Source organism: Sphingopyxis sp. (genome assembly GCF_016463645.1).
Lineage (GTDB): Bacteria > Pseudomonadota > Alphaproteobacteria > Sphingomonadales > Sphingomonadaceae > Sphingopyxis.
The window spans coordinates 1-13,146 of record NZ_JAEMQX010000046.1; the positions used below are offsets into that span (position 1 = coordinate 1).

The following is a 13,146-nucleotide window of genomic DNA, read 5'->3' on the forward strand; positions in this document are numbered from 1 at the left end:
ACCGCGCTCGGGGGATCGGGGCGGGCCTTGGGGTGGGCGGCGGCCGCTGCCCCTCCATGGTTCGTCATCCCCGGTCGAAACCGGCGATTGTGGCAGCCTGGTCGCGTGCCCCGAACAGCGCGGTGCCGACGCGCACATGCGTCGCGCCCAGCATCACCGCGGTCTCATAGTCGCCGCTCATGCCCATCGAACGCAGCGGCAGGCCGTGGCGTCCGGCGAGTTCGTCGAGCAGCGCGAAAAACGGCGCGGGTTCGATATCCGCCGGGGGAATCGCCATCAGCCCGTCGATCGTCAGCCCGGCTTCCTTCGCTTCGGCCAGCAGCGCGGGCAGGTCGGCGACCGCGCAGCCGCCCTTCTGCTCCTCGTTGCCGATATTGACCTGTACGAACAGTTGCGGCTGCTTGCCGGCCCTGATGCACGCCTTGGCGAGCGCCTGTACCAGCGACGACCGGTCGACCGAATGGATCGCGTCGAACGAATCGACCGCCTCCTCGGCCTTGTTCGATTGCAGCTGGCCGATCAGATGCAGCACGATGCCGGGGGTTTCGGCGCGCAGTCCGGGCCATTTCGCCGCGGCTTCCTGCACGCGGTTTTCGCCGAAATGGCGCTGGCCCGCAGCGATCAGCGGACGGATGGCATCGGCGTCGTGCGTTTTCGACACCGCGATCAGGCGGATATCCTCCGCCTTTCGCTGCGCGCGCTTCGCCGCGTCGGCGATATGATCCTGCACTTCGGCCAGCCGGTCCGCTGCTTCGTTCATCGTCTCGTTCCATCCCGCGCGTTGCGCGCGCTCGCGACGCGCCTATAGAAAGCGCGATGCGCGTGCGCCACCCCCTGCCGAAAATCTGGCTGTTCAGCGACGAGCGGGCCGCAGCCGGTCCTGCCGCGCTCGCCGCCTTGCTGCCGCCGGGCAGCGGCGTCATTCTCCGGCACGACCGGCTGGCTCCCGGCTTGCGCTGGCGCCTGCTCCGGCGCCTGATGCGCACGGCAAGGGCGCGCGGGCTCGCCGTCCTGCTTGCCGGTGCGCCCGATCTTGCGCGCCGCTGGGGTGCGGCGGGTGTCCACCTTCGCCAGCATGATGCGCGTCTCGCACCGCGCGCACGCCGCCTCGGCCTGTTCGTGACGATGCCCGTCCATGACGCCCGCGAAGCGCGCCGCGCGCGCCGGGCCGGGGCTGACGCGGTCTTCATTTCGCCGTTCCACCCGACCCGGTCGCATCCCGGCGCGCCCGCGCTCGGTCGCGCCGCATGGCTGCGGCTCGCGCGTCTGTCGGGAACGCGGGCGATCGCGCTCGGCGGCATGACCGCCGCGCGCGCGCGCGTTCTGACGCGCGCAGGCGGAATCGGCTCCGGCTGGGCGGCGATCGATGCGTGGGAAGAACGGGCGGCGAAGCGCCGGGGGCGTCAGAAGCGGAACTTGGTTCCGACATAGACCGCCTGGCTGTCGCGCCGCGAATCGGTGAGCGGCTCGACGCGATCGTCGCTCTTGTACCGCACGCCCGCCGTGACATCGATGTTCTTGGTCAGGCGATAGCTGCTGACGACATCGACGGCGGACGCTTCGCCGGGAGCGGTGACGCGGTCGGTTGCTCCGCTCGGGTCGCTTGGGCGGTTCACCATGCGCGTGGCGAAGCGTGACTTCTTTTCTTCCTGTTCGGGCGCCTTGGCGACCGGCAGGTTCTTGATATCGACGCCGCGCGGCAGCGACGGCGTGACGAATTTCTCGAAGCCGACCGAGGCGCCGAGATTATATTTGACCGGTGCGATCGCGATCGGTGCGGTGCGGCCCGCCGCGAGCGCCGAGGTGCGCGCGGCGCTCGACGCGTCGTCGCGGGCGCGAATCACGACGGTGATGGCGCGGTTCTTGCGGCTCTCGTCGGTGAGCGCGGGCGTGAAGCTGAAGTTACCGCGCTGTTCGGCGGTCATTTTCGTATAGCGCGCGATCAGGCGTGGATCGCCCGATGCCGGCGTGAACTGGCCGAGCAGGGTCTCGGAAAGCGCGGTGTCGCGGATGCGGTCGGTACGCGACATGGCCGCGAGTGCCGGCGGAAGCGCAAGCGAAACCACCGCCAGAGCGGTGAGGCTTCCCTTCCAAAAATGTCGCGGTACGCGCGCCATGACTCTGCGACTCCAACCCCAATCGATTCGGCAAATAGGACTCCCGGCGCGAGATTTCCAGTGAATCCCGCCAAATCTTTACAACGATTCCTCTTTTTGCCGAAATTGTTGCGTGATCGTCACAGTGCGTTTCGAATCTGACCAGAATCTGAACGGCGCCGCAGCCGGAATTGCCGCGCTTGCAGGGTGGCGGCAAGGGCGATAGAGACGCTGGCAATTCCGTTCTGCGCGGCCGATTTCCTACCTCGGGCGGGCTCAATCAATAAGGTGTACCGCATGTCCCAGCTTTCCGTCCTTGCCACGCTCGGCCGCCGTCCGGCCGCGCTCGCGCTGCTCGGGCTCGCGGCGCTTGGCCTTTCGGCCTGCGCGAACAAGGAACGGCCGCGCGCCGATCTCGCCGCCAGCCAGGTGACGACGATCGGGGTGAACAGCTATTTGTGGCGCGCCTCGCTCGACGCCCTGTCGTTCATGCCGCTGCTGCAGGCCGATTCGGCCGGCGGCGTCGTGATCACCGACTGGTATGCGAACCCGTCGAACCCGGGCGAGCGGATGAAGGTCACCGTGTCGATTCTCGATCAGGACCTGCGCGCCGACGCGCTCCGCATCGCGGCGTCGCGTCAGGTTTCGCAGGGCGGCACCTGGGTCGACGCGCCGGTGCAGGCGGCGACGGTGCAGAAGCTCGAGGAAATCATCCTCACCCGCGCCCGCGACCTGCGTCGCAGCGCCATCAGGGACTAATCCGCGGCGCGCGCCCGCGCGCCCATACAGACTAACGGGGTAACCGACGAATGACCCGCGAAACGCGCTTTGGCGCCCTCGCCGCCGACGCCCGCTGGCAACAGGCGTGGGAGGCGGCGAACAGCTTTGCCACGACCGACAGCGGCGACAAGCCGAAGGCCTATATCCTCGAGATGTTCCCCTATCCCTCGGGGCGCATCCACATGGGGCATGTCCGCAACTATGCGATGGGCGACGTGCTCGCGCGCTTCAAGCGCATGACCGGCCACGACGTCCTCCATCCGATGGGCTGGGACGCCTTTGGCATGCCCGCCGAAAACGCGGCGATGGAAAAGGGCGTCCACCCCGGCGGCTGGACGCGCGACAATATCGCCTCGATGCGCGGCCAGCTCAAACGTCTCGGCCTCGCGATCGACTGGAGCCGCGAGCTAGCGACGTGCGAACCCGACTATTACGGGCAGGAACAGGCGCTGTTCCTCGACCTGTTCGCGCACGGCCTCGTCACGCGCAAGCACAGCTACGTCAACTGGGACCCCGTCGACATGACCGTGCTCGCGAACGAGCAGGTGATCGACGGCCGCGGCTGGCGCTCGGGCGCGCTGGTCGAGAAGAAGAAACTGTCGCAGTGGTTCCTGAAGATCACCGACTTCGCCGAGGAGCTGCTCGAGGGTCTCGAAAGCCTCGACAAATGGCCCGACAAGGTGCGGCTGATGCAGGAAAACTGGATCGGCAAGTCGCAGGGGCTCGAATTCAGCTTCAGACTCGCTGGCGGCGCGGTCGGCTTCGACGTCTTCACGACGCGCCCCGACACGCTTTACGGCGCCAGCTTCGCGGCGATCTCGCCCGACCATCCGCTGGCCGAGAAGCTCGCCAAGGATTCGCCCGAACTCGCCGCGTTCATCGAGCTATGCCGCCGTCAGGGCACCGCCGCCGAACAGCTCGACACCGCCGAGAAGATGGGCTTCGACACCGGCATTTCGGTCGAGCATCCGCTCGATGCGAACTGGCATCTGCCCGTCTGGGTCGTGAACTATGTGCTGATGGACTATGGCACCGGCGCGATCTTCGGCTGCCCCGCGCACGACCAGCGCGACCTCGACTTCGCGCACAAGTACGAGCTGCCCGTCCACCGCGTGATCGCCGACGGCGACGAGACCGCGCAGCATTTCACCGGTACCGAAGCCTGGACCGGCCCCGGCAAGCTGGTGAACAGCCACTTCCTCGACGGGATGACGATCGACGAAGCCAAGGCGGCCGTCATCGCGCGCGCCGAGCATGAGGGCTGGGGCAAGGGCACGACCGTGTGGCGCCTCCGCGACTGGGGCGTCTCGCGCCAGCGTTACTGGGGCACGCCGATCCCCTTCATCCATTGCCCGGCGTGCGGCATGGTGCCGGTGCCGAGGGCGCAGCTCCCCGTCGTGCTGCCCGAGGACGCCGATTTCTCGGTTCCCGGCAATCCGCTCGACCGCCATCCGACATGGAAGCATGTCGCCTGTCCGTCGTGCGGCGGCGAGGCGGTGCGCGAAACCGACACGCTCGACACCTTCGTCGATTCGAGCTGGTATTTCCTGCGCTTCGCCTCGGCACCGTCGGACAAGCCGTTCGATCCCGAAGTGATCCGCCGCTGGCTGCCCGTCGACCAGTATATCGGCGGTATCGAGCATGCGATTCTCCATCTGCTCTACGCGCGCTTCTGGACGCGCGCGCTGAACAAGCTCGGGATGATCGACATCAGGGAGCCCTTCGCGAGCCTGTTCACGCAGGGCATGGTGACGCACGAGACCTACAGCCGCGCGCAGGGCGAAGGTCAGCCGCCGCTCTTCTTCACTCCCGATGAAATCGCACGCACCGCCGACGGCGCGACGCTCGAAGCCGACGGCGCGCCGGTCGATGTCGGCCGCGTGATCAAGATGTCGAAGTCGAAGAAGAATGTCGTCGATCCCGACGCCATCCTCGACCAGTACGGCGCCGACGCCGCGCGCTGGTTCATGCTGTCCGACAGCCCGCCCGAGCGCGACCTGCCGTGGAGCGAGGCCGGGATCGAGGGCGCGTGGCGCTTCGTCCAGCGCCTGTGGCGCCTGTTCGGCGACACCGGGAACGTCGGCGACGGCGGCGAGGACAAGGCGCTGGCGCGCAAGCTGCATCAGGCGATCGCCGGCGTCGCCGCCGACATCGAATCGCTCGGTTTCAACAAGGCGGTCGCGAAGATCCACGCGCTCGCGAACGAGATCGAGAAGGCGACGCCGTCGGCCACCCGCGCCGAGGCGTGCCGCACGCTCATCCTGCTCGTCGCGCCGATGATGCCGCACCTCGCCGAAGAGGCGTGGGCGGCGCTGCCGGATGGCCAGCGCACGACCGCGATGATCGCCGACGCCGCATGGCCCGCCGCCGATCCGGCACTGCTCGTCGATGACGAGGTGACAATCGCGATCCAGATGGCGGGTAAACTGCGCGATACGATGACGATCGCGAAAGGTCTCGACAAGGATTCGACCGAAGCCGCGGCGCTCGCTCGCCCGCGCATCGTCGAACTGCTCGCCGGCGCGACGCCGAAGAAGGTGATTGTGGTGCCCGACCGTTTGGTGAATATCGTTCCCTGATGCGCAGCCTCCTCGTCTCCGCCCTTGTCGCAGCCTCGCTCACCGTCGGTGGCTGCGGGCTGCGTCCGCTCTACGCGAACGGCAGCAAGGGCGCGGTGGCGCAGATTCTCGCCGACGTCGATGTCGCGCCGATCGAGGGGCATGGCGGCTGGCTCGTCCGCAATGCGCTGCGCGACCGGCTCCAGGCGACGCAGGGCGGCGAGGGCGCGGGCAAGCGCCTCCGCCTCGACGTCCGGCTCGAGGATTCGATCACCGGCTTCGGCGTCCGCGCCGACGATACGGTGACGCGCGAACGCCGTACGCTGCGCGCGCGCTACCAGCTCGTCGATGCCGCGACGGGGCAGGTGATGCTCGATGCCACGGCCTTTTCGGACGCCGGGATCGACGTCGTCGGCAGCGAATATGCGACGATCGCCGCCGAATCGACCGCGCTCGAACGGCTGTCGTCGGCGGTCGCCGACCAGATCGTCGCGCGGCTCGCGGTTTTCGCGAATCGCGGCGGCGGCCAGGAGCCTGCCGGCGCCGCACCCGCACCCGCCGGGCAATGAAGAGCGTCAAGCCCGCCGATCTCGAACGCCAGACGCGCCTCGACCCCGCGGTCCGTTTCATCCTCCTCACCGGTCCCGACGAAGCGACGATGGAGGCGGTCGCGAGCCACCTGATCGCGCTTGCCGGCAAGGATGCCGAACGGCTCGACCTGACGGGCGCGCAACTGTCGCAGGATCCGTCGCTGCTCGCCGCCGAGGCCGCGTCGATGTCGCTCTTTTCGCCGAGCCGGATCATCCGGCTCGAGCTCGCCGGCGGCGGCGACGACAGCCTCGCGGCGGTCGAGGCGCTGCTCGCCGCCGACACCGTGATCAACCCGGTGATCGCCACCGGCGCGTCGGTCACCGCCAAATCGAAACTCGTCAAGCTGGTCGAGGGCGCGGAGCATGCGGTCGCCGCGATCTGCTACCAGCCCGACCGGCGCCAACTCGTCGGCATCGCGATGGCGGCGGGGCAGGAACAGGGGCTCCGCATCGCCAACGCCGACGCGCAATTGCTCGTCGATCTCGTGTCGGGCGATCAGGCGCTGATGCGCCGCGAGATCGAGAAGATCGCGCTCTATCTTGACGCGGGCCCCGACCGGCAGCGGCAGGTCACCGCGGCGGATATCGCCGCTCTCGGTGCCGCGACGCACGAGGAGGATGTCAGCGAGTGCATCAATGTCGCGCTGGGTGGCAAGGTGCGCGAGCTTCCCGAAATGCTCGCGACCGCGGCGGCGGTCGGCGTCGCCGAAATCCGCATCATCCGCGCGCTCGCGATCCGCGCGCTCGCGCTCGCGCGGCTGCGCGCCGAGGTCGACGCCGGGGCGCACCCCGCCACCGTCGTGTCGGCGCGTACCAGCGGCATTTTCTGGAAGGAACGCGACGCGGTGACGGCGCAGCTCCACATCTGGGATTCGGTGCGCATCGCGCGCCTGATGAGCCGGCTGCTCGACTGCGAGCGCGCGCTCAAATCCTCGGGGACCGCGGGCGCGGTGCTGTTCCGCAAGCTGATGACCGACATCGCGCATCAGGCGGCCCGGGCGCGCTAGGCGGGGGCGGCCTTCGACCGAAGGTGACGTTCGCTCCTCCCTGTCGCGCAGGCATGGGGAGGTGGCAACGCGAAGCGCTGACGTAGGGGCCCGTAACGCGGCGTTGCGGCCCCTCCACCACCGCCTGCGGCGGTGCTCCCCCATCGCTGCGCGACAGGAAGGAGAGGATGGCAATGACAGCTCACCACCCCGACGCCGGCATCGACCTCGTTCCAAACGAAGAGGCGGCGCGGAGCTCTCGCTCCGCGCCGCCTCGACAATGGTTCCAGTGGAAACCATCGCCCCCCAATCCGTACCGAATAGCCGTGGGTCGCAGATAGCTGACGGCCGGAACGAAGCTCGGAAAATCAGTCGTTTATTTCAGGTCCCCGCCAAACCCCAGCTTTGGCGTCACGCCGCGATCCTCCTCGCACGCCCCCGCTTCGGAGCGGACCACGCAACTATGACGCAGGCGTCGCGTATAAAATTGTAAGAACCCGACACAAAACCGCGCCCGGGCATTGTTTTTCATGCGTTTTGCGCGCTAAAATGAGACAACATGCCGCAACGCGACGTATCATCCGCACCCTCCGCCAGTCCGCATGTCGCGACGCGCTTCTTCCCGCTCTCCGCACCGCTTCGTCCCTATCTCAGCACCATATATCTGAGCGAGGTCGCGGTCGCCGATGGCGCGCGGGTCGAGGACCATCTGCACCCCGAATGGGCGAATCTCCGCTTCGTCGACGGCGATCCGCCGCTCGCGGCGATCGGCGGCGGACCGGCCGCCGGGACGCCGCGCTTTATCGCCACCGGCCCGACAAGCCGGGCGACCTATTTCGCGGCGGGCAATATGCGGACGTGGGGGATCGGCGTGCTTCCGATGGGCTGGGCGAAATTCATTCCGCTGCCCGCGGACGAGCTCGCCGACCGGCTCTGCGACGGCAGCGCGCATCCCGCCTTCGCCCGCTTCGCGCCCCTCGGCGAACGGCTTCGGCAGACCAGCGACGTCGATGCCGCCGCCGCGCTGATCGACGCATATTTCTGCGCGCTGTTGCCGGGCGCGCCGCCCGACGACCCCGCGATCCTCGCCGCCCACGCCGCGCTCGTCGATGACGATCTGTCGAGCGTTGCGGAGCTGTCGGCGAAGCTCGGCCAGTCCGAACGCTCGATCGAGCGATTGAGCCACCGCGCCTTCGGCTTCTCGCCCAAGCTGCTGCTGCGTCGCCAGCGCTTCCTGCGCAGCCTCGCGCGCTTCATGCTCGATCCGTCGATGGCGTGGATCGATACGATGGACCATCATTATTACGATCAGGCGCAGTTCACCCGCGACTTCCAGCGTTTCATGGGGATGAGCCCGCGCGATTATGCCGCGCGGCCCAAACCGATATTGGGTGCCGCGGCGCTCGCCCGGGCCGCCGCCGCCGGCGCGGCGGTGCAGGGGTTGCACAAGCCCGCCGGATAAGCCGCTTTCCCGCCAACGGGCTTGACCCGTACCGCGCCTTCGGTGCAAGCGGCGGACGACGGACGCGCGGGCAGCCGCCTATCCACCGAATCCAGGGAAACATCGAGGCCGGCAGCGGCAGCGCCGCCGGAACAGGACGAATGACGATGAGCGATATCGAAGCCATCCGGGCCCAGCTGCTGGGCGATATCGAAGCGGCGGCCGATGCGGGTGCCGTCGAGGCGCTGCGCGTCGCCGCGCTCGGCAAGGCGGGCAGCATCACCGGGCTGCTCAAGACGCTCGGCGGCATGAGTCCCGAGGAACGGCAGGTGCAGGGACCCGCGATCCACGGCCTGCGCGAGAGCGTCACCGCCGCGCTTGCCGCGCGCAAGGACGTGCTCGATGCCGCGGCGCTCGACGTCAGGCTCGCCGCCGAGGCGATCGACATGACGCTCCCCGCCGACGCGGCGCCGCGCGGAAGCGTCCACCCGGTGAGCCAGGTGATGGACGAACTCGCCGAAATCTTCGCCGACATGGGCTTCGCGGTCGCGACGGGTCCCGAGATCGAGGACGACTGGCGCAATTTCACCGCGCTCAACATTCCCGAGACGCACCCCGCGCGCGCGATGCACGACACCTTCTATTTCCCCGACGCCAATGCCGAGGGGCAGAAGATGCTGCTGCGCACGCACACCTCGCCGGTGCAGATCCGGACGATGATGTCGCAGGAACCGCCGATCCGCATCATCGCGCCCGGACGCGTCTATCGCAGCGACAGCGACGCGACGCACACCCCGATGTTCCATCAGGTCGAGGGGCTGGTGATCGATCGCGGCATCCATATGGGGCATCTCAAATGGACGCTCGAAACCTTCCTCAAGGCCTATTTCGAGCGCGACGACATCGTGCTGCGCCTGCGTCCCTCCTATTTCCCCTTCACCGAACCCTCGGCCGAGGTCGATGTCGGCTATAAACAGGAAAAGGGCCGTCGCATCGTCGGGGGCAATGGCGACGACGAGGGCCATGCGTGGATGGAACTGCTCGGCAGCGGCATGGTCAACCGCCGCGTGATCGCCAATTGCGGGCTCGACCCCGACGAGTGGCAGGGCTTCGCCTTCGGGGTCGGCGTCGACCGGCTCGCGATGCTGAAATATGGCATGGACGACCTGCGTGCCTTCTTCGACGGCGACCTTCGCTGGCTGTCGCATTACGGGTTCGGCGCGCTGTCGGTGCCCACGCTGAGCGGAGGGATTTCGGCATGAAGATCACCCTCGACTGGCTCCGCGAGCATCTCGACGGCGACTATTCGGTCGCCGACGTCGTCGCGACCCTGAACCGCATCGGCCACGAGGTCGAAGGCGTCGAGAATCCGGCCGAGAAGCTCGCCGGCTTCCGCGTCGCGAGGGTGCTGACCGCCGAGAAGCATCCGCAGGCCGACAAGCTGCAGGTGCTGACCGTCGACACCGGCGACGGCGGGGCGCCGCTCACCGTCGTCTGCGGCGCCCCCAACGCGCGCGCGGGGCTCGTCGGTGTACTCGGCCTGCCCGGCGCCGTGGTGCCGGCGAACGGCATGGAGCTGAAGGTCGCCGCGGTGCGCGGCGTCACGTCGAACGGCATGATGTGCTCGACGCGCGAACTCGAGCTCGGCGACGATCACGACGGCATCATCGAGCTGCCCGCCGACGCGCCGGTCGGTGCGCCCTTCGCCGACTATGCCGGCGCGGACGATCCGGTGGTCGACATCTCGATCACCCCGAACCGGCAGGACTGCATGGGCGTGCGCGGCATCGCGCGCGACCTCGCTGCCGCCGGGCTCGGCACGCTGAAGCCGCTCGAGGTCCCGACGATCATCGGCGAGGGCGCGCCCGCGACCGATATCCGGACCGACGATCCCGAAGCCTGCCCCGCCTTCTTCGGCCGCACGATCGCCGGCGTCACCAACGGCACCGCCCCCGAATGGATGCGCCGCCGATTGGAAGCGGTCGGCCAGCGCTCGATCTCGGCGCTCGTCGACATCAGCAATTATGTGATGTTCGATCTCGGCCGCCCGAGCCACATCTATGACCGCGCCAAATTGCATGGCGCGCTCGTCGCGCGCCGCGCGAAGCAGGGCGAGACCGTCACCGCGCTCAACGGCAAGGAGTACACGCTCACCGACACGATGACGGTGATCGCCGACGAGCGCGAGGTCCACGACATCGCGGGCATCATGGGCGGCGAACATTCGGGGTGCAGCGAGACGACCACCGATGTGCTGATCGAGATCGCCTGGTTCACTCCCGAGCGCATCGCGCTGACCGGGCAGGCGCTCGGCCTGTCGAGCGACGCGCGCAGCCGCTTCGAGCGCGGGGTCGATCCGGCCTTCCTCGACGACGCGACCGCGATCGTTACCGCGCATATCCTCAATATCTGCGGCGGCAATCCGTCGACGGTGACACGCGCGGGCACCCCGCCCGCCGAGGTCAGGACGATCGATTACGACCCCGCGCTGTCGGCGACGCTCGGCGGCATCGCGATCGCGCCCGAACGGCAGAAGGATATTCTTGCCTCGCTGGGTTTCGGCGTGATCGAACAGGGCGGCCGCTGGCAGGTGTCGGTGCCGAGCTGGCGCCGCGACATGGACGCCGCACCTGACGTCGTCGAGGAGGTCACGCGCATCACCGGCTTCGACGCGATCGCGTCGGCGCCGTTGCCGCGCACCGACGGCGTTGCCAGGCCGACCGCGACCGCAGAACAGCTCGTCGAGCGCCGCCTGCGCCGCGCCGCCGCCGCCGCGGGGTTCGACGAGGCCGTCACCTGGTCGTTCATCGGCGAGGCCGAGGCCGCGCCCTTCGGCGGCGGCGCGTGGAGCCTCGCCAATCCGATCAGCGAAGATCTGAAGGTCATGCGCCCGTCGCTTCTCCCGGGCCTGCTCGCCGCCGCGGCGCGCAACCGGAACCGCGGCGCGGGCAGCATCCGCCTGTTCGAGATCGGGCGGCGTTACCTCGCCGACGCCGAGCATCCGACCCTCGCCATCCTGATGGCGGGCGACAGGCGCGCGCGCGGCTGGCAGGTGGGCAAGGCCGCGCCGTTCGACGCGTTCGACGCGAAGGCGGCCGCACTCGCGCTGCTCGAAGCCGCGGGCGCCCCCGCCGACCGCCTGCAGGTGATGGAAGCCGTGACCCCCGGCAACATCTGGCACCCCGGCCAGTCGGCGACGCTGCGCCTCGGCCCCAAGGCGGTGCTCGCCGAATTCGGCGCGCTTCACCCCGCGCTGACCCGCGCCTTCGACGTCGACGGGCCGGTGATGGCGGTGCAGGTCTTCCTCGACGCGATCCCGGCGAAGCGCGCGAGCGGCCCTGCGCGCGCGGCCTTCACGCCGCCCGCGCTGCAATCGGTGCGCCGCGACTTCGCCTTCCTCGCGCCGACGAGCCTGACCGCCGCCGATCTCGTGCGTGCGATCCGCGGCGCCGACAAGGCGGCGATCGTCGATGCCCGCCTGTTCGATCGCTTCGCCGGACAAGGCGTTCCCGAGGGTCAGGTGAGCCTCGCGGTCGAGGTCGAGTTGCAACCCGCCGAAAAGAGCTTCACCGATGCCGAACTGAAGGCGATCGCCGACAAGGTCGTCGCTGCGGCGGCGAAGGCCGGAGCGACGCTGCGCGGATGACCGCCCGATCGACGCGATGAAGGGAGAGTTTGATATGGACACCCGCCACCTCGTCGATCGCGAGATCGCACCAATCATCGACCTGTTTCCGCGGGTCGACCTCGACGCGGCGCCGATCGCGCAGATCCGCGCGAAGGCGGCGGAGACCTATGCGATCCTGCCGCCGCCGGTGATCGCGCCCGAAAGGCTGGTCGTGCCGTCGATCCACGGCGGACCCGACATTCCGGTCTGTCTCTACCGTCCCGCCGCGACGCGTCCGGGCGGCGGCGCGATCCTCCATATTCATGGCGGCGGCATGGTGATGGGATCGGTCGAGCAGATGCAGGCGGGTCCCGCGGCGCTCGCCGCGGCGGCGGGCGCGCCGGTCGTCTCGGTCGAATACCGGCTCGCGCCCGAACACCCCTTTCCCGCGCCGCAGGAGGATTGCCATTCGGCGCTGGCATGGCTCGCGGGGCAGGCGGACGCGCTCGGCTTCGACGCGAACCGGATCGTCGTCGCGGGCGAGAGCGCTGGCGGCGGGCTCGCCGCCGCGCTCGCGATCATGGCGCGCGACCTTGGCGGCCCTGCGATTGCGGGCCAGCTTCTGACCTATCCGATGCTCGACCACCGTACCGGCGGCGACGCCTGCCCCTATGACAACCCCGCGACGGGCGAGTTCATCTGGACGCGCGCGAGCAACCGCTTCGGCTGGCGCGCGCTGCGGGGCGACTACAAGGCCGACGACGACCGGCGCGGCTGGTTCTCGCCGAGCCTGGCCGAGGATCTGTCGAACTTGCCGCCCGCCTATATCGCGACGGGCAGCCTCGACCTCTTCTTCGACGAAAATCTCGACTATGCGCGACGGCTCGTCGCGGCGGGGGTGCCCGTCGATCTGCACAGCTATGCCGGGGCGATCCACGCCTTCAACGCGATCCCCGACGCCGCGCTGTCGCAGCGCTTCAACGGCGGACTGCTCGCGGCCGCGGCGGCGATGGCGGGGCCGGCGAGCGGTTGAGAGACGGAGCGGGTGCGGGGCTGATGCTCATCCGCCGAAAAGAGAGGTCCGGTTA

Annotated in this window: 11 protein-coding genes; 9 read left to right on the top strand and 2 right to left on the bottom strand. The window is 69.0% G+C overall.

Features of this window, described 5'->3' with window-relative positions:
- Window positions 1-64: 64 nt before the first annotated feature.
- The gene (locus JHC57_RS11395) at window positions 65-760 is read right to left on the bottom strand and encodes a YggS family pyridoxal phosphate-dependent enzyme (RefSeq protein WP_294030129.1); all 696 of its coding nucleotides are present in this window, start codon (window positions 758-760) and stop codon (window positions 65-67) included.
- 56 nt (window positions 761-816) lie between these two features.
- Here JHC57_RS11395 and JHC57_RS11400 point away from each other — a divergent pair, with 56 nt between their 5' ends.
- Complete coding sequence (locus tag JHC57_RS11400) at window positions 817-1,431, top strand: thiamine phosphate synthase (protein ID WP_294030130.1); 615 nt, start codon at window positions 817-819, stop codon at window positions 1,429-1,431.
- On the opposite strand, the gene JHC57_RS11405 is transcribed toward JHC57_RS11400, so the two are convergent.
- Window positions 1,404-2,030 (bottom strand): hypothetical protein, encoded by a 627-nt coding sequence (locus JHC57_RS11405; RefSeq protein ID WP_294030131.1) that lies wholly within the window; start codon window positions 2,028-2,030, stop codon window positions 1,404-1,406. The two genes, JHC57_RS11400 and JHC57_RS11405, sit on opposite strands and share 28 nt — an antisense overlap.
- A 363-nt stretch (window positions 2,031-2,393) precedes the next feature.
- Between JHC57_RS11405 and JHC57_RS11410 the strand changes: the two genes are divergently transcribed.
- From JHC57_RS11410 to JHC57_RS11445, 8 genes are all read left to right on the top strand, one after another.
- Window positions 2,394-2,855, top strand: coding sequence for a DUF3576 domain-containing protein (locus JHC57_RS11410; RefSeq protein ID WP_294030132.1), 462 nt, complete (start codon window positions 2,394-2,396; stop codon window positions 2,853-2,855).
- 50 nt (window positions 2,856-2,905) lie between these two features.
- Window positions 2,906-5,455: a leucine--tRNA ligase gene (leuS, locus tag JHC57_RS11415; protein WP_294030133.1), complete on the top strand. Its 2,550-nt coding sequence runs from the start codon at window positions 2,906-2,908 to the stop codon at window positions 5,453-5,455.
- Entirely contained in the window at window positions 5,455-6,003 is a 549-nt protein-coding gene (gene lptE / locus JHC57_RS11420; protein WP_294030134.1) for an LPS assembly lipoprotein LptE, read from the top strand. The genes leuS and lptE overlap by 1 nt, the downstream gene beginning before the upstream one ends.
- Window positions 6,000-7,031: a DNA polymerase III subunit delta gene (gene holA, locus JHC57_RS11425; RefSeq protein ID WP_294030135.1), complete on the top strand. Its 1,032-nt coding sequence runs from the start codon at window positions 6,000-6,002 to the stop codon at window positions 7,029-7,031. Before lptE ends, holA begins: the two co-directional genes overlap by 4 nt.
- Window positions 7,032-7,569: 538 nt before the next feature.
- Complete coding sequence (locus tag JHC57_RS11430; protein WP_294030136.1) at window positions 7,570-8,472, top strand: helix-turn-helix domain-containing protein; 903 nt, start codon at window positions 7,570-7,572, stop codon at window positions 8,470-8,472.
- 146 nt (window positions 8,473-8,618) lie between these two features.
- Window positions 8,619-9,713, top strand: coding sequence for a phenylalanine--tRNA ligase subunit alpha (gene pheS, locus JHC57_RS11435; RefSeq protein ID WP_294030137.1), 1,095 nt, complete (start codon window positions 8,619-8,621; stop codon window positions 9,711-9,713).
- Complete coding sequence (gene pheT, locus JHC57_RS11440) at window positions 9,710-12,097, top strand: phenylalanine--tRNA ligase subunit beta (protein ID WP_294030138.1); 2,388 nt, start codon at window positions 9,710-9,712, stop codon at window positions 12,095-12,097. Before pheS ends, pheT begins: the two co-directional genes overlap by 4 nt.
- A gap of 34 nt (window positions 12,098-12,131) precedes the next feature.
- The gene (locus tag JHC57_RS11445) at window positions 12,132-13,091 is read left to right on the top strand and encodes an alpha/beta hydrolase (RefSeq protein ID WP_294030139.1); all 960 of its coding nucleotides are present in this window, start codon (window positions 12,132-12,134) and stop codon (window positions 13,089-13,091) included.
- The last annotated feature ends 55 nt before the right edge of the window (window positions 13,092-13,146 follow it).

Bases quoted from the DNA above. Each gene is read 5' to 3' on its own strand.
- JHC57_RS11395 (WP_294030129.1), bottom strand. From the start codon at position 760: ATGAACGAAGCAGCGGACCGGCTGGCCGAAGTGCAGGATCATATCGCC.
- JHC57_RS11400 (WP_294030130.1), top strand. From the start codon at position 817: ATGCGCGTGCGCCACCCCCTGCCGAAAATCTGGCTGTTCAGCGACGAG.
- JHC57_RS11405 (WP_294030131.1), bottom strand. From the start codon at position 2,030: ATGTCGCGTACCGACCGCATCCGCGACACCGCGCTTTCCGAGACCCTG.
- JHC57_RS11410 (WP_294030132.1), top strand. From the start codon at position 2,394: ATGTCCCAGCTTTCCGTCCTTGCCACGCTCGGCCGCCGTCCGGCCGCG.
- leuS (WP_294030133.1), top strand. From the start codon at position 2,906: ATGACCCGCGAAACGCGCTTTGGCGCCCTCGCCGCCGACGCCCGCTGG.
- lptE (WP_294030134.1), top strand. From the start codon at position 5,455: ATGCGCAGCCTCCTCGTCTCCGCCCTTGTCGCAGCCTCGCTCACCGTC.
- holA (WP_294030135.1), top strand. From the start codon at position 6,000: ATGAAGAGCGTCAAGCCCGCCGATCTCGAACGCCAGACGCGCCTCGAC.
- JHC57_RS11430 (WP_294030136.1), top strand. From the start codon at position 7,570: ATGCCGCAACGCGACGTATCATCCGCACCCTCCGCCAGTCCGCATGTC.
- pheS (WP_294030137.1), top strand. From the start codon at position 8,619: ATGAGCGATATCGAAGCCATCCGGGCCCAGCTGCTGGGCGATATCGAA.
- pheT (WP_294030138.1), top strand. From the start codon at position 9,710: ATGAAGATCACCCTCGACTGGCTCCGCGAGCATCTCGACGGCGACTAT.
- JHC57_RS11445 (WP_294030139.1), top strand. From the start codon at position 12,132: ATGGACACCCGCCACCTCGTCGATCGCGAGATCGCACCAATCATCGAC.